The organism is Shimwellia blattae DSM 4481 = NBRC 105725 (assembly GCF_000262305.1).
Lineage (GTDB): Bacteria > Pseudomonadota > Gammaproteobacteria > Enterobacterales > Enterobacteriaceae > Shimwellia > Shimwellia blattae.
In genome coordinates, this window is the sequence record NC_017910.1 from 2,058,878 (window position 1) to 2,078,111 (window position 19,234).

The following is a 19,234-nucleotide window of genomic DNA, read 5'->3' on the forward strand; positions in this document are numbered from 1 at the left end:
TATCGCTCAATTTTGCTCAGGTTTACCCGGTGTCTCCGGTTAAAAATGTGATGTCTTACAGCCATTTACTTCTGTGCAACCACCATATAACACCGCTAATCAGCATCACTAACATAATGCAAAACAGGCTAAACCCCAGGGGCCAGCTCCCCCCGGGGATCCCCCCAAGGTTGACCCCAAAAAGCCCGGTCAGAAAGGTGCTGGGCAGGAATACCATCGCCATCAGCGACATGGTGTAACTGCGCCGGGTCAGGGATTCCTGCATCACCTGGGCGATTTCGTCTGACATGACCGCCGTGCGGGCGATACAGGCGTCCACCTCATCCAGCCCGCGCCCCAGGCGATCGGCAATATCCTGCATCCGCCGGCGCTGATCGTCGTTCATCCAGCTTAAGCGCTCACTGGCAAGCCGGGCATAAACATCCCGCTGGGGCGCCATATAGCGGCGCATCACAATGAGCTGTTTGCGGGTCAGCGCCAGAAAGCCCCGTGGGGGAATTTGCTGATCGAGCAAATTGTCCTCAAGGTCGATGATCCGGTCATGGAGATCTTCAATAAACTCATTTGAGTGATCGGTCATGGCATCACAGACATCCACCAGCCAGGAGCCGCAATCCACAGGCCCGGTTCCCTCATTGAGATCGTTGACCACATCGTCCAGCGCCAGCACCCGGCGCTGGCGGGTTGAGATAATCATCCGCTCGTCCATATAGACCCGCACCGCCACCATCTGGTCCGGGCGCTCATCGGTACTGCCATTAATGCAGCGCAGGGTCAGCAGTGTCCCCTCACCAAGGCGCGATACCCGCGGGCGGGTACTTTCGCCGGATAACGCGTCCCGGGCCACATTCGGCAACAGTGGCGTGGTCTCCAGCCATTTCATGCTCTCCTGGTTGGAATAATTAAGATGCAACCAGCAGGGGTTATTTTTGTCTATCTGATCCTTATCCTCCAGCGGGCGCACCCCGCCTTTGCCATCCAGTTGTAAGGCAAACACTGCGTCCTGCACGTTCAGTTGTGAACCTTGAAGTGACTCCACCATTAACTCCATCATTTCTGACGTAATATTTACAGTCAGTCTAGCCATCGGGCGCCGTTAAGCAATGCCATATGTGCCACTAACGCCCGCAACCGTTTCACTCCCGCGGATAAGACTCAGATACGTCTGTAATCGCGCCTGGCGGGTATTCCTGAGCGGCTGCTCATGGTATACCAACCTGGCTTTCATACTGAGAAGGCAGCGAGGAGAAGCAATGAAGAAGTATGCAATGATTCTGGCCGTCATCCTGTCCGCCAGCGCGGTAAGCGGTTGTGTGTACCATGACGGGCACCACAACCGGCACCATGGTGATTATCACGGTGGATATCATGGTAACCACGGTAATTATGGCGGGCACGGCGGATACGGTGACCACAAAGGTGGTTATGGCGGTTCTGGCCGCGGGCACCGTTAATCTTTTCCATGAAAAAGCCCGCATCAGTTTGCGGGCTTTTTTACACCGGTTAATGCCGGATAATGTACATCTGCTGGCTGTAGGCCATATCCTCCGGGTTATTAATAGGATACCCCTTCACCCACGGTTTAATCAGTCGCCCGTTCGTGTACTGGTAGATCGGCGCAATCGGTGCCTGCTCTGCAATGATCTTTTCCGCCAGGTTGTACTCTTTGTTCCGCGCCACGGTGGTGGTCTCCCGGCTCGCCTGATCGAGCAATTTGTCGTACGCCGGGCTACTGAAGCGGGCAATATTTCCGCTGTGTGTTGAGGTCAGCAGCGACAGGAAGCTGGAGGCCTCATTGTAGTCTCCCACCCAGGAGGCACGGACCACATCAAAATTGCCGGTGTTGCGGCTGTCGATATAGGTCTTCCACTCCTGGTTCTGGAGCTTCACATTCACCCCCAGGTTCTGGCGCCACATTGAGGAAACCGCAATCGCAATTTTCTGGTGGTTTTCTGAGGTGTTATACAGCAGCGTCAGCTTCAGGGGTTTGGCGGGGCCATACCCGGCCGCGGCCAGCAGCGTTTTGGCCTGGGCATTACGCTCTGCCTGGCTCATGCCCTCAAACAGAGAAGCCTGCGGGGTGAACCCGGCGGTAACTTCCGGCGTGAAGTGCCAGGCCGGTTTTTCACCGGTGCCGAGGACCTTATCGGCGATGATCTGGCGATCGATAGTCAGGCTCAGCGCCAGGCGCACCCGGGGATCGGCCGTCGGCCCTTTACGGGTGTTAAACGCGTAGTAATACGTGCCCAGTTGCGGCGGGGTAAAGACCTGATCGGGGATCTCTTTTTTCAGTTTCTGATACAGGTTCTTCGGGAATGACTCGGTAATATCCAGATCCCCTGCCAGGTAACGCTTGGTGGCGGCAGACTCCTGGTTAATCGGCACGAAGGTCACCTTCGTCAGAACTGTGTTCCCGTGATCCCAATACTGCTTATTCGGCTGCAGCACAATCTTTTCATTCACCACCCGGGACTGTAAAACAAACGCCCCGTTCCCCACCAGATTCCCCGGCCGGGTCCAGTCATTGCCAAACTTCTCAAGGTTGCTTTTGTTCACCGGAAACAGGGAGAAATTGGCCGTCAGCGCCGGGAAAAACGGCACCGGTTTATCCAGTTTGACCTGTAGCGTGTGGGCATCTGTTGCCGTGACGCCGAGCGTCTGCGGTGCGGATTTCCCGTCAATGATAGCCTGGGCATTAGCAATACCGGCAAGGGCGGCAAAAGAGGCAAACGGCGAGGTGGTTTGCGGATCCACCAGGCGCTGCCAGGCATAAACAAAGTCCTGCGCCGTCACCGGCTGGCCGTTACTCCAGCGCGCGTTATCGCGCAGTGTGAAGGTCCAGATGCGGTTATCGTTACTCTTCCAGCGGGTAGCCACCGCAGGGATGATATTGCCCTTCTCATCCTGGCTGACCAGCCCTTCAAACAGATCGCGGATCACTTCAATTTCCGGTAACCCTACGGCTTTGGCCGGATCCAGTGATGCCGGTTCATCTTTGATGTGCCTTACCAGCTCCTGTTTATCCGCCAGAACAGCCCCTGGGGCCACCACAGCCGACCAGGCCGGGGTGGCAAAAGCAGCGGCCAGAAATAGCGCAAGGCCGGAAACGCGTGCAGTAAATTGCATAAATCACCTGTGGTCAGGGCGGGAAGATCCCGCAGCGAAATTATTATCTTTTTGTCAGCACGCCAGCCCCGCTGGCATGCAACGCACTGAATAGTGTGGTCTTACAACCTGATGCTGTAAAGCCCCGGACCGTGCGGACGACTCCCGATTTAGCGCCAGAAGGGTATACTTGCCAGACAAAATCCGCGAGTGATAAGACAGGCTATCATGACAACACAACGCCCCCGGCCACTGCGGGGTCTGCTTCCCGCCAGCCCCCGGCCCTATGGAAAATCGGTGCTGGGCGCCCCGCTACTCTGGTTTCCCGCTCCCCGGCGCTCGCCGCACACCGGGTTAATTATCGCTGCCACCCACGGGGATGAAAACGCGGCGTGCGTCACGCTTTCCTGCGCACTGCGCACCCTGGAAGCGGAGCTGCGCCGCCACCATGTTCTGCTGGCGGTCAATCCGGACGGGTGCCAGCTCGGGCTGCGGGCAAATGCCCGCGGTGTGGATCTGAACCGCAACTTCCCCAGCCGGAACTGGCAACCGGGGCAAACGGTCTACCGCTGGAACAGCCAGGCCACCCAGCGCGATGTGCGCCTCTCAACGGGGCAACACCCCGGTTCTGAGCCGGAAACCGCCGCCCTCTGCCAGCTGATTGAGGATATCCGCCCGGCCTGGGTGGTCTCATTCCACGATCCCCTGGCCTGCATTGAAGATCCCGGCAATTCCGCGCTGGGAAACTGGATGGCGGACGCCTTCGGGCTGCCGCTGGTGACCAGTGTCGGCTATGCTACCCCCGGCTCCTTTGGCAGCTGGTGCGCGGATCGGTCGCTGCCCTGCATCACGGCTGAATTGCCCCCCATATCGGCAGACGACGCCAGCGAGCGCTACCTGCACCCGATGACAGCCCTGCTGCAGTGGTCTTAAGCCAGGTGGAGGAGCCCGGTGCTGAACTTCAGCGGTGGTTCAACATCCACCGCAAGCCAGGTCGGGCCGTCCAGATCGGCAAAGCATACCCCGGGGGTCAGCGGCAGGGCCGCGCGAATAGCCCGGGAGGTACACAGCATACAGCCCAGCATTAATTCAAAGCCCTGCTCTGCCGCCTGGTGGGCCAGGGCCAGGGCTTCTGTCAGCCCGCCGGTTTTATCCAGCTTGATGTTGATCATCTCATAGCGACCGGCCAGGGTTGCCAGATCGCTGCGGGTGTGGCAGCTCTCATCGGCACAGATGGGTAACGGGTGGATAAAGTTCTCAAGCGCTGCATCATCCCCGACCGGCAGCGGCTGCTCCAGCATCGCCACCCCCAGATCAGCCAGGAACTGGCTGCGCGAGGCAAGCCCTTCCCCGTGCCAGGATTCGTTGGCATCAACAATCAGTGTCGCATCCGGTACTGCGCTGCGAATGGCGACCATCCGCTCGCTGATAAGCCGGTCATCCATCTTGATTTTCAGTAGCCGGGCCCCTTTGTTCCACAGCATGATCGCGGCTTCGGCCATTTTTTCCGGGGAGTCAATAACAACGGTCTGGGCGGTGACTATCTCATCGGGCAGTGTGGTGTGGGTCAGCCGGGCGAGGCTCAGCCCCTGGCGGCGGGCCTCCAGATCCCACAGGGCACAGTCCACCGCATTACGGGCGGCCCCGGCGGGGAGCTGCTGCTGAAGCTGTTCCTGGGTCATTCCCCGCTCCAGCTGGGGCATCACGGTGGCAATCTGGGCCATCACCGAGGCGACATTCTCACCATAGCGCGGATACGGCGTACACTCGCCGCTCCCTTTGACGCCGTCCTCTTCGAGTTCAACCACCACAACGGTTGCCTCTTTGCGGCTGCCCCTGGCAATCACAAACGGGGAGTGGAGTGGCCACGCCTCTTCGTAAACCCTTATCCTTCTCATAATGTCTCCGGATTTCCATGAATGCCCTCAGTATAACGACTCCACTGATTTAAATGCAGTTTCAGTTTTCTATGTAAAAAGACACCGGAGTGGCTTAGACTAGTGGAGGTGTTAATTATATGTAATAAAAGGAATCCGATATGTCACAACAAGTTCACTTCCAGGGCAATCCGGTTGCCGTTGCAGGACAATTCCCCCAGAAAGGAAACAAAGCGCCAGCGTTCACCCTGACCGCCGCTGATCTGTCCGACGTGACGCTACAGCAGTATGCCGGTAAGCGCAAAGTGCTGAATATTTTCCCGAGCATCGACACGGGGGTTTGCGCCGCGTCTGTGCGTAAATTTAACCAGCTGGCCAGCGAGCTGGATAACACCGTGGTGCTGTGCATCTCGGCCGACCTGCCTTTCGCCCAGTCCCGCTTCTGCGGCGCTGAAGGGCTGAGCAACGTGGTCACCCTGTCTACACTGCGCAACCCGGAATTTAAGCAGGCATACGGTGTGGCCATCAGCGAAGGCCCGCTGCGTGGGCTCACCGCCCGTGCCGTTGTGGTACTTAACGAGCAGGATGAGGTTATCTTCAGCCAGCTGGTAAATGAGATAACCACCGAGCCAGACTACGACAGTGCCCTGGCGGCGCTGCAGGGCTAAAAAATTAACGGGTGCCCGGGGCACCCGTTATGCCATCTTCCCCGCAAGTTTACAGGGTTATCCGCAGTATATCGTCCGGGAGGGTGGCCTCCTGCTGGCGGGTAGAGACCTGCTTCACACTCACATACAGGGTTTTGCCATCCGGCGAGAGCGCCAGGCTATTCGGGTGGACCGGCGTTTTGAGGGTTTTTGTTAACTTCAGGGTGCTGGCATCAATAATGCTCACCTCGCCCGCCTGCCGGTGGGTAACGTACACCTCATTACGCGCCGGGTTAAACAGCACCGCCAGCGACTCCGGCAGTGCCACTTTGCCGGTGACATCCCCGGTGCGGGTATCCACCACCAGTAAATCGGTTCCTTTTGAGTCGGTCACAAATGCCCGGTGGTTCGCGGTATCAAGGCTGATGTTCAGCAGCATATGCTCTTTGCCGTCATCAAGCAGTTTCTTACGCGCCAGCACCTTACCGGTGGCGGTATCAATGGTGATAAATTCCCCGTCCCCGTTGCTGGTGTAAAGCCGCCCGGCCGCGCTGTCCAGCGCCAGGCCGGTGTTCATTTTACCCAGCCCGCTGATGGTATTGCGCAGTTTCAGGGTTGCCCCGTCCACCACCCAAATCACGCTCTCCGGGCCCAGCCCGCCCATATAGACAGTATTGGTGGCTTCATCAACCGCCAGCTCCCTTGGGGCCAGCGGGCGTACCGTTTCAGTGCGTTTGCGATCATCGAGCACCAGGCGGCCTTTTACCACACCGCTGGCCGCGTCTATGGCGGTAATGGCGCTGTTCATGGTGTTACCAAACCACAGGGTGTTGGTTTTGGTATTAATGGTGGCGCCGAAGGGTTTCAGATCGTTATGCAGGGTCTTCACGACCGTCAGGGTCTGGGGATCAAGCTGGTATACCACGCCGCCTACCTCGTTTTTACGGCTACCGGAGGTGGCCACAAACAGGGCATTTTCCGCCGGGCTGTAGGCCATTTCATAAGCGCCTTTGCCCACCGGGCTGCGCAGCATGGCGTCTGCGGCCAGCACAGAAAAAGCGCTCCCGGCCAGCAGGGCAGCCAGTAACGAGCGGGAGAATGTCGGTGAAATCATGAGCAGAATTCCTTCCTGGGAGTTGTTATTACGCGCTTCACATTGTTTACCGGTGAATAAAAGGTCCATTGCCTTTTACTTTTCTGAGAATAGTAATCATTTACCACCAGAAAGCACGCATTTTCATAATACCGACGGGAATTTTTTATCCGGGATGCCCTTATATCCCGGTGCTGGCACGCTGACATATTAGCCAGATTTAACATTTCCCGGCATATACCCCTAAATTTCGCCCTGCAGATCGCGATTTCTTATCTACCTTTAGAAGTACAACCAAAAAAGTATCAGCGCGATGGACTGATGATACTAAAGAATAACAAGTAATTTGTCTGCATATGAGGATGACAATGTCGCAATCAACGGAAAAAAATAACCGCTATCAGCTGCGCAACTGGACACCGGAAAACCCCGCCTTCTGGGAGAACGAAGGCAAATATATTGCCCGGCGCAACTTATGGATTTCAGTGGCCTGCCTGCTGCTGGCATTCTGCGTCTGGATGCTGTTCAGCGCGGTTGCCATCAACCTGAATAAAGTGGGGTTTAACTTCACCACCGATCAGCTGTTTATGCTGACGGCTCTGCCCGCCCTTTCCGGCGCGGTGCTGCGGGTGCCCTACTCTTTTATGGTGCCGCTCCTGGGGGGCCGTTACTGGACCGTGATAAGCACCGCCATCATGCTGATCCCCTGCCTGTGGCTGGGGTTCGCGGTGCAGGATCCGGGCACCCGCTACAGTACATTTATTATCATCGCGCTGCTGTGCGGCTTTGCCGGGGCCAACTTTGCCTCCAGCATGGGCAATATCAGCTTTTTCTTCCCTAAACACCTGCAGGGAAGCGCCCTCGGGGTCAATGGGGGGCTGGGTAACCTCGGGGTCAGCGTGATGCAGTTACTCGCGCCGCTGGTGATTGTGCTGCCGCTGTTTACCGCCTTCGGCGCGGCGGGTGTCAGCCAGCCGGATGGCTCAGGGCTGTGGCTGGCCAACGCCGCCTGGCTCTGGGTGCCGCTGCTGGTGCTGGCGACCCTTGCCGCCTGGTTCGGGATGAATGACATCTCCAGCGCGAAGGCCTCCATTGCCGAGCAGTTACCGGTCCTCAGACGCCCCCATATGTGGCTGCTGGCGCTGCTGTACCTCGCCACTTTCGGGTCGTTTATCGGCTTTTCTGCCGGGTTTGCCATGCTGGCAAAAACCCAGTTCCCGGAGGTGAACATCCTTAAGCTCGCGTTTTTTGGCCCGTTTATTGGTGCGCTGGCCCGCTCTGCCGGAGGGGTTATCTCCGATAAGTTTGGCGGCGTGCGGGTGACCTTAATTAACTTCATTTTTATGGCGCTGTTTACCGCCCTGCTGTTTACGACCCTGCCGGGTAAGAACGGCGGCGGCAATTTCTGGGCGTTTTACGCCGTCTTTATGGGGCTGTTTCTCACCGCCGGGCTCGGCAGCGGCTCCACCTTCCAGATGATCGCCATTATCTTCCGTCGCCTGACGCTCGGGCGGGTAAAACGCCTTGGCGGGAGCGATGAACAGGCCCAGCGCGAAGCGGTTACCGATACGGCCGCCGCCCTCGGGTTTATCTCCGCGATTGGTGCTATCGGCGGTTTCTTTATCCCCAAAGCCTTCGGCTCCTCACTGGCAATGACCGGCTCACCGGTGGGCGCCATGAAAATATTCCTGGTGTTTTACGTGGTGTGTGTCCTGGTCACCTGGCTGGTATACGGCCGCAGAGCATCAGGCAAAAAAACATCCAGATAACAACACAATATCACTATTATCCGCAATGTCGTTACGGAGGGGGTAACCCCTCCACGGGAGGAAAAGCATGAGCAAATTACTCGACCGGTTGCGTTATTTTAAGCAAAAAGGCGAGACATTCGCCGGTGGTCATGGTCAGGAATACCACAATAACCGCGACTGGGAAGACGGCTACCGCCAGCGCTGGCAGTACGATAAGATCGTGCGTTCAACCCACGGTGTGAACTGTACCGGCTCCTGTAGCTGGAAGATTTATGTCAAAAATGGTCTGGTCACCTGGGAAACCCAGCAGACCGACTACCCGCGCACCCGCCCGGATATGCCCAACCACGAGCCGCGCGGCTGCCCGCGCGGGGCCAGCTACTCCTGGTATCTGTACAGTGCCAACCGCCTGAAATACCCGCAAATCCGCCAGGTGCTGCTGGAATACTGGCGCGCCGCGCGCCAGCAGCACAGCGATCCGGTTGAGGCCTGGGCCGCCATCATGAGTGATGAGCAGAAATGCCGCGAGTACAAACAGTCCCGGGGCCGGGGCGGGTTTGTGCGCACCACCTGGCAGGAGGTCAACGAGCTGATTGCCGCTGCCAATATCTGGACCATTAAACACTACGGCCCGGATCGGGTAGCCGGTTTTTCGCCAATCCCGGCCATGTCGATGATCTCCTATGCGGCGGGCACCCGCTACCTGTCGCTGCTGGGCGGCACCTGCCTGAGCTTCTATGACTGGTACTGCGACCTGCCCCCCGCCTCCCCGATGACCTGGGGCGAGCAGACCGACGTGCCGGAATCGGCCGACTGGTATAACTCCGCCTATATTATTGCCTGGGGCTCGAACGTTCCCCAGACCCGCACGCCAGACGCGCACTTCTTCACTGAGGTGCGCTATAAAGGCACCAAAACCATTGCCATCACGCCTGATTATTCCGAAGTGGCCAAACTGTCTGACCAGTGGCTGGCCCCGAAACAGGGCACCGACAGCGCACTGGCGATGGCTATGGGGCATGTGATCCTGCGCGAGTTCCACCTCAACACCCCCAGTGACTACTTCCTCAATTACGCCCGCCGCTATACGGATATGCCCATGCTGGTGATGCTGGAAGCCCGGGACAACGGCCAGTTCGTGCCGGGCCGGATGCTGCGGGCCTCAGACCTGGTGGACAACCTCGGGGAGAGTAACAACCCGGAGTGGAAAACCGTTGCCCGCACCGAAGAGGGCCACCTGGTGGTGCCTAACGGCTCCATCGGCTTTCGCTGGGGCGAAAAAGGCAAATGGAACCTTGAGCCCCTGGCCGCCGGGCAGGAGGTGGCCCTGCAACTGAGCCAGCTGGAAAACCATGACGAGATAGCCAGTGTCGGGTTCCCCTATTTCGGCGGCCAGGAAAACCCCAACTTCCGCCATGTTCCCCAGTCACCGGTGCTGTACCACCGTATTCCCGCCACCCGCATTACCCTGGCCGACGGTAGCCAGGGGCTGGTCGCCAGCGTTTACGATCTGACCCTCGCCAGTTATGGCCTGGATCGCGGGCTGGGTGATGAGAACTGCGCCAGCGATTACCACACGGTGAAAGCCTATACCCCCGCCTGGGCAGAGCAGATAACCGGGGTGCCGCGCCAGTATATTGAACAGATAGCCCGGGAGTTTGCCAGCACGGCCCATAAAACCCACGGCCGCTCCATGATCATCCTCGGAGCCGGTATCAACCACTGGTATCACATGGATATGACCTACCGGGGGCTTATCAATATGCTGGTGTTCTGCGGCTGTATTGGCCAGAGCGGTGGCGGCTGGTCCCACTATGTGGGCCAGGAAAAGCTGCGCCCCCAGACCGGCTGGCTCCCGCTGGCCTTTGCCCTGGACTGGCAGCGCCCGCCGCGCCAGATGAACAGCACCTCCTGGTTTTATAACCACTCCGAACAGTGGCGCTATGAAAAGCTGACCGCCCGGGAGCTGCTCTCACCACTGGCGGATCCGGCACGCTACACCGGCCACCTGATCGATTTTAACGTCCGGGCGGAGCGCATGGGCTGGCTGCCCTCTGCACCGCAGCTGAATACCAACCCGCTGCACATTGCCGCCGCCGCACAGCAGGCCGGTGTACCGGTAAAAGAGTATGTGGTGAATAACCTGAAAAGCGGCGATCTGCGCATGGCCTGTGAGCAGCCAGACAGCGGCAAAAACCATCCGCGTAACCTGTTTGTCTGGCGCTCTAACCTGCTGGGCTCCTCCGGTAAGGGGCATGAATATATGCTCAAATACCTGCTGGGCACCGAAAACGGCATTAACGGGGAGGCCTTCGGCACGACGGACGGTGTCGCCCCACAAGAGGTGGAGTGGCAGTCCGACGCCATCGAGGGCAAGCTGGATCTGCTGGTCACCCTGGACTTCAGGATGTCCAGCACCTGTCTGTTCTCCGATATTGTGCTGCCTACCGCCACCTGGTACGAAAAAGACGATATGAATACTTCGGATATGCATCCGTTTATTCACCCGCTGACGGCCGCCGTTGACCCGGCCTGGGAGTCGCGCAGCGACTGGGAGATCTACAAAGGGCTGGCCAGGCGTTTCTCTGAGCTGTGTCCGGGCCATTTAGGGGTAGAAACGGATGTGGTGCTCCAGCCGATTATGCATGACTCCCCGGGGGAGCTCTCACAACCGTTTGACGTTCAGGACTGGCGCAAAGGCGAATGCGATCTGATCCCCGGGAAAACCGGCCCCGCCATTGCGACAGTAGAGCGCAACTACCCGGAAGTCTGGGAGCGTTTTACCTCCCTCGGCCCGCTGATGGACTCACTGGGCAACGGCGGCAAGGGGATCAACTGGAAAACCGACAGCGAGGTTGAACTCCTTGGCAAGCTGAACCGCACCAAACTCCACGGCCCGGCAGCCGGGCGCCCGCTGATTGACAGCGCCCGGGATGCGGCAGAAGTGATCCTCACCCTCGCCCCGGAGACCAACGGCCAGGTGGCCGTGAAAGCCTGGCAGGCGCTGGGGGCATTTACCGGGCGCAGCCATACCCATCTGGCCGCCGCCAAAGAAGATGAGAAAATCCGCTTTCACGATATTGTCGCCCAGCCACGCAAGATAATCTCCAGCCCCACCTGGTCCGGGCTGGAAGATGAACATGTCTCATACAACGCCTGCTATACCAATGTCCACGAGCTGATCCCCTGGCGCACCCTGAGCGGCCGCCAGCAGCTCTACCAGGATCACCCCTGGATGCGCGACTTTGGTGAAAGCCTCGCCAGCTACCGCCCGCCGGTAGACACCGGCAGCCTGCAGCATATGAAACAGGTTGCCCCTAATGGCTTCCCGGAAAAGGCGCTTAACTTCCTGACGCCGCACCAGAAATGGGGGATCCACTCCACCTACAGCGACAACCTGCTGATGCTGACCCTGTCACGCGGCGGCCCGATTGTCTGGATCAGTGAAAAAGACGCCCGGGAGCTGACCATTGCCGATAACGACTGGGTTGAAGTCTTCAACGCCAACGGCGCCCTGGTGGCCCGGGCGGTGGTCAGCCAGCGTATTCCTGCGGGCATGACCATGATGTACCACGCCCAGGAGCGGATCATGAATATCCCCGGCTCTGAAGTGACCGGCATGCGCGGCGGGATCCACAACTCCGTCACCCGTATCACCCCAAAACCCACCCATATGATCGGCGGCTATGCCCAGCTGTCCTGGGGCTTCAACTACTACGGCACCGTGGGCTCTAACCGCGATGAGTTCATTATGATCCGCAAAATGAAGCACATTAACTGGCTGGACGGTGAAGGTAAGGATCAGGTACAGGAGAAGACAAAATGAAGATTCGCTCGCAAGTGGGTATGGTGCTCAACCTGGATAAATGCATCGGTTGTCACACCTGCTCCGTGACCTGTAAAAACGTCTGGACCAGCCGTGAAGGCACGGAATACGCGTGGTTTAACAACGTAGAGACGAAGCCCGGCCTCGGCTACCCGGTAGACTGGGAGAACCAGGAAAAATGGCAAGGCGGCTGGATCCGCAAAATCAGCGGCAAGCTGGAGCCGCGCCTGGGCGGTAAGATTGGGGTGTTGTCCGGTATTTTTGCCAACCCGGTGCTGCCGCAGATAGACGACTACTACGAGCCCTTTACCTTTGATTACCAGCATCTGCATAACGCGCCCAAAGGTAAGTTTCAGCCCACCGCCCGGCCCCGCTCACTGATAAGCGGCCAGCGCATGGAGAAGATTGAACACGGCCCCAACTGGGAGGAGCTGCTGGGGGGCGAGTTCAGTAAGCGTTCAGCAGACAGTAACTTCCACGCCATGCAAAAAGAGATGTATGGCGAGTTTGAAAACGCCTTCATGATGTACCTGCCGCGCCTGTGCGAACACTGCCTGAACCCCAGCTGTGTTGCCACCTGCCCGAGCGGGGCTATCTACAAGCGTGAAGAAGACGGCATTGTGCTTATCGATCAGGATAAATGCCGTGGCTGGCGCATGTGTATTAGCGGCTGCCCTTACAAAAAAATCTACTTTAACTGGAAGAGCGGCAAATCCGAGAAGTGCATTTTCTGTTACCCGCGTATTGAATCCGGCCAGCCGACGGTCTGCTCGGAAACCTGTGTCGGGCGGATCCGCTATCTGGGGGTACTGCTGTACGACGCAGACCGCATTGCCGAGGCCGCCAGTACCGAAAATGAGCAGGATCTCTACCAGCGCCAGTGCGATGTGTTCCTTGACCCGAACGATCCGCAAATCATCGCAGAAGCCCTGCGCCAGGGGATCCCCCAGAATGTTATCGACGCCGCCCAGCGCTCGCCAGTCTATAAAATGGCCATCGACTGGCAGCTTGCCCTGCCGCTGCACCCGGAATACCGCACCCTGCCCATGGTCTGGTATGTGCCGCCCCTGTCACCGATCCAGTCGGTAGCCGACGCCGGTGCACTGCCCCATAACGGCAATGTGCTGCCCGCTGTGGAAACCCTGCGGATCCCGGTGCAGTACCTGGCAAACCTGCTCAGCGCCGGTGATACCGGGCCGGTGCTGCGCGCCCTGAAGCGCATGATGGCCATGCGCCACTACAAACGGGCCCAGACCGTGGATGGCACTACCGATACCCGCGCCGTTGAAGAGGTGGGCCTGACCGTCGAACAGGTGGAGGAGATGTACCGCTACCTGGCTATCGCCGACTATGAGGACCGCTTTGTGATCCCGACCAGCCACCGGGAGATGGCCGGTGACGCCTTCGGTGAGCGTAACGGTTGCGGTTTCACCTTTGGCGACGGCTGCCACGGTTCAGACACCAAATTCAACCTGTTCAACAGCCGGCGGATAGACGCTATCAATATTGATGCGGTGGACGCCAGCGGCAAGCGGGAGGAGCACTGATGCAGATATTAAAAGCGCTCTCCTGCCTGCTGGAATACCCGGACGAGCTGCTGTGGGAGCACGGCCATGAGCTCCAGCCCCTGCTGGCACAAGGGGCGCCGGAGCTGGCGGCCCGCCTGCCCCACTGGCTGGCCCGCCCGCTGATGGACCAGCAGGTGGAATGGGGGGAAACCTTTGAGCGCGGCCGCGCAACCTCGCTGCTGCTGTTTGAGCATGTTCATGGCGAATCCCGGGATCGGGGCCAGGCGATGGTGGATCTGCTGTCCCAGTACGGCGCCGCCGATCTGGCCCTTGACCGGCGCGAGCTGCCCGACTATCTGCCCCTGTATCTGGAGTACCTCAGCTGCCGCCCGGAACCGGAGGCCCGGGAGGGGCTGGTCAATATTGCCCCGATTCTGGCGCTGATCGGCGGGCGGCTGGCAGAGCGGGAGAGCGAATACGCGCTGATTTTCGACGCTCTCCTGGCCCTCTCCGGCAGCCCGTTACGCAGCCACAGTGTTGGCCGCCAGGTGGCCGGGGAAACCCGGGACGACACCCCCCAGGCGCTGGATGCCGTATGGGAGGAGGAGCAGGTACGGTTTATTGATGATAACGCAACGGCGTGCGACAGCTCGCCCCAACAGCACTATCAGCGCCGGTTCAGCCAGGATGTTGCCCCGCAATACCTGGATATCGCCGCAGGAGGGCCAAAATAATGCAATGGCTGAATGTCTTTTTCTTCAATATTTACCCGTATCTGTGCGGTACGGTCTTTCTGGTGGGGAGCTGGCTGCGCTACGACTACGGCCAGTACACCTGGCGTGCCGCCTCCAGCCAGATGCTGGACAAAAAAGGGTTCCGCCTCGCCTCTAATCTGTTCCATATCGGGATTCTGGGGATTTTCTTCGGCCACTTTTTCGGCCTGCTGACCCCCCACTGGATGTATGAATCCTTTCTGCCCATGGCGGAAAAACAGAAACTGGCCATGGTGGCCGGGGGGATTTGCGGTGTTATGACCCTGGTGGGCGGGATATTGCTGCTGAAACGCCGCTTATATAACCCGCGGGTGCGGGCCACCTCCACCACGGCCGATATTGTGGTGCTGGCGATTCTGGTTATCCAGTGCGCGCTGGGTCTGCTGACGATTCCCTTTTCCGCACAGCATATGGACGGCAGCGAGATGCTCAAACTGGTGGGCTGGGCCCAGGCGGTGGTGACCTTCCAGGGTGGTGCGGCCAGCCACCTGGACGGGGTGGCCTTTATTTACCGCGTGCACCTGGTGCTGGGCATGACCATTTTCCTGCTGTTCCCGTTCACCCGTCTGGTGCATATCTGGAGCGCTCCGGTGGAGTATGTTACCCGGCGCTACCAGGTGGTCCGCTCCCGGCGCTAGCCGGTCAGGCCAGGGAGCCACGCCCCTTAACATCCCGGACGGTTTTTCTGCCGTCCGGGAACCGGTACTACATCTTGGTGCATTGGGGATTATCGCCGCCCACGGTAAAAGCACACCGCCCTGAAACCAAAAAAATTGCCTAATGAAAAAAACGCCGCACAAAGTGCGGCGGCATGGGACGTCGATAATAAAATTCGACGGCTAAGGGTTCTCGCCAAATCTTTCCTGGTAATCGCTGATCAGGTTTGCGCAATCACTTTCAGACTGAATACAACTCTGTAGCGCTTCTTTGGCCTGCTCTTTAGCCGGGTTCGGTAGCAGAGCCCCAGTCAACAAAATGGCACAGATGGCAGTCACTACGGCAGCGTAAAGTACATACTTTTTCATGATGGTTATGCTCAGATGATTCTTATCGCGACAATCTATAGCAATCCCATATAGAAAAGTCCGATTTTACATCAACCTCTGGCAAACAAGTGCAGTTGTGCTGTTACATACTCAGCGTCTGAAAGCCCCCCATCAACACAACAGACGTAACGTCAGAACCCTACGATTACGATAATACTAACGTTTAAACTTTATAATTTCATATATCGATAAAGCGACCATAATAAACACGAAAAATAAAGGAATGAGCCAGATTGGGCTGTCCGGAAACAATAGCCCCTGAACCAAAGCAAAAATTATTGTCAGTACTGCCGGGCCATAATACGAAACCAATGACATTAATACCCGTCTGAAAAACCTTTTAATAAGATTCATCATGATTATCGAATCATCCTGACTATGATATCTGCAATTCCATCATCCGACGCCCGTTGCGCTTTAAGTTCCTCTGCTCAATCAAACCAATTGACCATAAAACGGAAAGTAATCCGGCCAAATCGCGGATGGTGTACTCACCGCGACCGTGCATTTTGCAAAGATTTTTTACTGTTTATCAGACAATTCAACCGATCCTTTTAGTTACTGCTCAATTAACGTCCTGTTATACCTTAACCAGAATCAACGCTCTCTCACCTGCCCCATAATACCGACCCCAAATCAGGCGGACATTCCCCCCACCCTCACCGCTGCCCGGACGTTCTGAAAGGCGGTTTTTACAGAGCGAAATAGCGCACGGTGCTGAAATGCGGCGCTGAATAAAATCACCAGTATGTTGTAACTAATTACCGTCAGAAATAAAAAAACCGCGACATCGACTGCCGCGGCTCTGTATTACCGTTCAGCAAAAGCGGTTAACGACGGGCCAGATCCAGCGCCACATCCACAATCATATCTTCCTGGCCGCCCACCATGCGCCGCTTTCCGAGCTCCACCAGAATATCGACCGCGCTCAGGCCGTATCGGGCGGCCGCCACTTCCGCATGGCGCAGGAAGCTGGAGTAAACCCCCGCATAGCCCAGAGCCAGGGTTTCCCGGTCGACCCGCACCGGGCGATCCTGGAGCGGGCGCACCAGCTCATCGGCTGCATTCATCAGCCCGTAGAGATCACAACCGTGGTTCCAGCCCAGCTTCTCCGCCGCGGCAATAAACACCTCCAGCGGCGCGTTACCGGCCCCGGCCCCCATACCGGCCAGGCTGGCATCAATGCGATCACAGCCCTCTTCCACCGCCACCATGGAGTTTGCCACCCCAAGGCTCAGGTTATGGTGGGCGTGCATCCCGGTGAGGGTTTCCGGCTTCAGCACCGCTTTCAGGGCGCGGAAACGGGCGCGAATATCATCCATATTCATGGCACCGCCGGAATCCACCACATAGATACATGTCGCCCCGTAGGACTCCATCAGTTGCGCCTGTCTGGCGAGGTTTTCCGGCGTGGTCAGGTGGCTCATCATCAGGAAGCCCACCGTGTCCATGCCCAGCTCACGGGCAAAGGCAATATGCTGCTTTGAGACATCCGCCTCGGTACAGTGCGTGGCCACACGCACAATCCGCGCCCCGGCGTTATAGGCGTTTTTCAGATCGTGAATGGTGCCAATCCCCGGGATCAGCAAGGTGGCGATACGGGCATGGGTGACCACATCCGCCGCCGTCTCGATCCATTCAAGATCCGAATGGGCGCCAAAGCCGTAGTTAAAGCTGGAGCCCTGCAGACCGTCACCGTGGGCCACTTCAATGGAGTCCACGCGGGCGTTATCCAGCGCCCGGGCAATCTGCTGCACATCTTCAGTGCTGTACTGATGGCGGATAGCGTGCATACCATCACGCAGGGTTACATCGGAAATAAAGAGTTTTTTACCGTTCATGCTGTCGCTCCTGCTGCGCGGCCCATGGATTGCGCCATTTTCTCCGCAGTGGCCAGCGCCGCAGAGGTCATAATATCGAGGTTACCGGCGTAGGCCGGCAGGTAATGGGCGGCCCCTTCTACCTCAAGGAATATTGACGTTTTCAGCCCGGAGAAGGTGCCCGTACCCGGCAGGTGGACCGGTTTATCTTCCGGGATCACCTCAAACTGCACCTGCTGCTTCAGGCGATACCCCGGCACATAGGCCTGCACCTCTTGCGCCATGCTGGCGATGGAGGCTTCAATCTCCGTCTGGTTTGCTGCCTCACTCAGCACATAGACTGTGTCGCGCATCATCAGCGGCGGCTCTGCCGGGTTAAGGATAATGATCGCTTTGCCTTTTTCCGCGCCGCCTACCGCCTCAATGGCCTGAGAGGTGGTTTCGGTAAATTCATCAATATTCGCCCGGGTGCCCGGCCCGGCAGAGAGGCTGGCAATAGAGGCGATAATCTCCGCGTAGTGCACTTTGGCCACCCGGGAGACCGCCGCCACCATCGGGATGGTCGCCTGCCCGCCGCAGGTCACCATGTTGACGTTGCCCTGGTGCAGGTTCTTCTCAAGGTTAACCACCGGTACACAGTAGGGGCCAATAGCGGCCGGGGTGAGGTCGATCACCCGGATCCCCGGTTTGGCCGCCCGCAGGGCTTTGTCATTGCGGATATGTGCCCCGGCGCTGGTGGCGTCAAACACGAAGTCGATATCGGCAAATTCCGCCATGTTCAGCAGGCCATCGACCCCTTCGTGGGTGGTGGCTACCCCCATACGCCGGGCACGGGCCAGGCCGTCAGACTCCGGATCGATCCCCACCATCACCGACATTTCGAGGTGTTTTGCGTTACGCAGGATCTTGATCATCAGATCGGTGCCGATATTGCCTGAACCGATAATGGCGACTTTTTTCATACTCATGCTCTGTTCCTTACTGTGCATTCTCTGGCGCGGCAGAAAACTGCGCCGCCACACTACCGATACCGTCGATGACGGCGGTGAAGCAATCCCCGGCTTTGACGGGCACCATCGGGCCCAGCGCCCCGGTCAGCACCACATCACCGGCACGCAGCGGCTCCCCGAGGCTGGCCATTTTGCGCGCCAGCCAGACGGCGGCGTTTAACGGGTGCCCCAGGCATTCACTGCCCTTACCGGTCGAGACCACTTCGTTATTGCGGCTCATGCTCATGGTGCAGTTTTTCAGATCCAGGCCGTCAATACGCCGGGCCGGGCTGCCCAGCACATACACCCCGCAGGAGGCGTTATCGGCCACCGTGTCCACAAACTGAATCGACCAGTCGCTGATGCGGCTGCCCACCACTTCCAGAGCCGGGATCACCCACTCAACGGCGCTGTAGAGCTCGTCAAAGGTGGTGTCCGTTGCCGGAAGATCCCGGTTCAGCACCAGGGCGATTTCCGCTTCAATGCGCGGCTGCAGCACCCGGTTAAACGGGATGGTGTCGTTATCCCCGTAACACATGTCGGCAAATAACGTGCCGAAGTCCGGCTGGTCAACCCCCAGCTGGGCCTGCACTTTAGGATGGGTCAGCCCCACTTTACGCCCGACAATCCGGGCACCAGTGGCAACCTCATGCTCCACATTCAGGCGCTGGATGGCATAAGCCGCCTGTGCATTCTGCGGCCCGATAATCTCACGCAGGGGGGCAATGGCGACCCCCTGTTGCCGGGCCTGGCGCAGGCGGGCGGCTAAGTCGTTAAGCACGTCGTTCATCACGGGTCT

At 58.3% G+C, this 19,234-nt stretch carries 15 protein-coding genes; 8 read left to right on the forward strand and 7 right to left on the reverse strand.

Annotation, left to right across the window (positions count from 1 at the left end):
- Nucleotides 1-55: 55 nt before the first annotated feature.
- Entirely contained in the window at nt 56-1,042 is a 987-nt protein-coding gene (gene zntB / locus EBL_RS09590; RefSeq protein ID WP_002440913.1) for a zinc transporter ZntB, read from the reverse strand.
- Nucleotides 1,043-1,253: 211 nt separating this feature from the next.
- Between zntB and EBL_RS09595 the strand changes: the two genes are divergently transcribed.
- Complete coding sequence (locus EBL_RS09595) at nt 1,254-1,454, forward strand: hypothetical protein (RefSeq protein ID WP_002440912.1); 201 nt, start codon at nt 1,254-1,256, stop codon at nt 1,452-1,454.
- Nucleotides 1,455-1,503: 49 nt separating this feature from the next.
- Here EBL_RS09595 and EBL_RS09600 read toward each other — a convergent pair whose 3' ends face one another.
- Complete coding sequence (locus EBL_RS09600) at nt 1,504-3,126, reverse strand: peptide ABC transporter substrate-binding protein (RefSeq protein ID WP_002440911.1); 1,623 nt, start codon at nt 3,124-3,126, stop codon at nt 1,504-1,506.
- A gap of 207 nt (nt 3,127-3,333) precedes the next feature.
- On the opposite strand from EBL_RS09600, the gene mpaA reads away from it, so the two are divergent.
- Nucleotides 3,334-4,038, forward strand: coding sequence for a murein tripeptide amidase MpaA (gene mpaA / locus EBL_RS09605; protein ID WP_002440910.1), 705 nt, complete (start codon nt 3,334-3,336; stop codon nt 4,036-4,038).
- Here the strand turns inward: mpaA and ycjG are convergent.
- Nucleotides 4,035-5,003: an L-Ala-D/L-Glu epimerase gene (ycjG, locus tag EBL_RS09610; protein ID WP_002440909.1), complete on the reverse strand. Its 969-nt coding sequence runs from the start codon at nt 5,001-5,003 to the stop codon at nt 4,035-4,037. The two genes, mpaA and ycjG, sit on opposite strands and share 4 nt — an antisense overlap.
- Nucleotides 5,004-5,143: 140 nt before the next feature.
- On the opposite strand from ycjG, the gene tpx reads away from it, so the two are divergent.
- Entirely contained in the window at nt 5,144-5,650 is a 507-nt protein-coding gene (gene tpx, locus EBL_RS09615) for a thiol peroxidase (protein WP_002440908.1), read from the forward strand.
- A 49-nt stretch (nt 5,651-5,699) separates the two neighbouring features.
- Here the strand turns inward: tpx and yncE are convergent, their stop codons facing one another.
- Entirely contained in the window at nt 5,700-6,743 is a 1,044-nt protein-coding gene (gene yncE, locus EBL_RS09620) for a 7-bladed beta-propeller protein YncE (protein ID WP_014716013.1), read from the reverse strand.
- A 347-nt stretch (nt 6,744-7,090) separates the two neighbouring features.
- Between yncE and EBL_RS09625 the strand changes: the two genes are divergently transcribed.
- The 5 genes from EBL_RS09625 to narI all read left to right on the forward strand — a co-directional run bounded on the left by EBL_RS09625 (nt 7,091) and on the right by narI (nt 15,218).
- Entirely contained in the window at nt 7,091-8,491 is a 1,401-nt protein-coding gene (locus tag EBL_RS09625; RefSeq protein WP_002440906.1) for a NarK family nitrate/nitrite MFS transporter, read from the forward strand.
- A 67-nt stretch (nt 8,492-8,558) separates the two neighbouring features.
- Nucleotides 8,559-12,299 carry a nitrate reductase subunit alpha gene (locus EBL_RS09630; RefSeq protein WP_002440905.1) on the forward strand — a complete coding sequence of 1,247 codons (3,741 nt, stop codon included), beginning with the start codon at nt 8,559-8,561 and terminating at the stop codon, nt 12,297-12,299.
- Nucleotides 12,296-13,846: a nitrate reductase subunit beta gene (gene narH, locus EBL_RS09635; protein WP_002440904.1), complete on the forward strand. Its 1,551-nt coding sequence runs from the start codon at nt 12,296-12,298 to the stop codon at nt 13,844-13,846. Before EBL_RS09630 ends, narH begins: the two co-directional genes overlap by 4 nt.
- Nucleotides 13,846-14,541 carry a nitrate reductase molybdenum cofactor assembly chaperone gene (narJ, locus tag EBL_RS09640; RefSeq protein WP_002440902.1) on the forward strand — a complete coding sequence of 232 codons (696 nt, stop codon included), beginning with the start codon at nt 13,846-13,848 and terminating at the stop codon, nt 14,539-14,541. Before narH ends, narJ begins: the two co-directional genes overlap by 1 nt.
- Entirely contained in the window at nt 14,541-15,218 is a 678-nt protein-coding gene (narI, locus tag EBL_RS09645; RefSeq protein WP_002440901.1) for a respiratory nitrate reductase subunit gamma, read from the forward strand. The genes narJ and narI overlap by 1 nt, the downstream gene beginning before the upstream one ends.
- 1,238 nt (nt 15,219-16,456) lie before the next feature.
- Here the strand turns inward: narI and mhpE are convergent.
- Genes mhpE through mhpD form a run of 3 tightly spaced genes read right to left on the reverse strand, consistent with a single transcriptional unit; the run spans nt 16,457 to nt 19,225 of the window.
- On the reverse strand, nt 16,457-17,467 hold the full coding sequence (gene mhpE / locus EBL_RS09660) for a 4-hydroxy-2-oxovalerate aldolase (protein ID WP_002440899.1): 1,011 nt from the start codon (nt 17,465-17,467) through the stop codon (nt 16,457-16,459).
- Nucleotides 17,464-18,414, reverse strand: a complete 951-nt coding sequence (locus tag EBL_RS09665) for an acetaldehyde dehydrogenase (acetylating) (protein ID WP_002440898.1) — start codon at nt 18,412-18,414, stop codon at nt 17,464-17,466. Before EBL_RS09665 ends, mhpE begins: the two co-directional genes overlap by 4 nt.
- 10 nt (nt 18,415-18,424) lie before the next feature.
- Entirely contained in the window at nt 18,425-19,225 is an 801-nt protein-coding gene (gene mhpD, locus EBL_RS09670) for a 2-keto-4-pentenoate hydratase (protein ID WP_002440896.1), read from the reverse strand.
- Nucleotides 19,226-19,234: the final 9 nt, after the last annotated feature.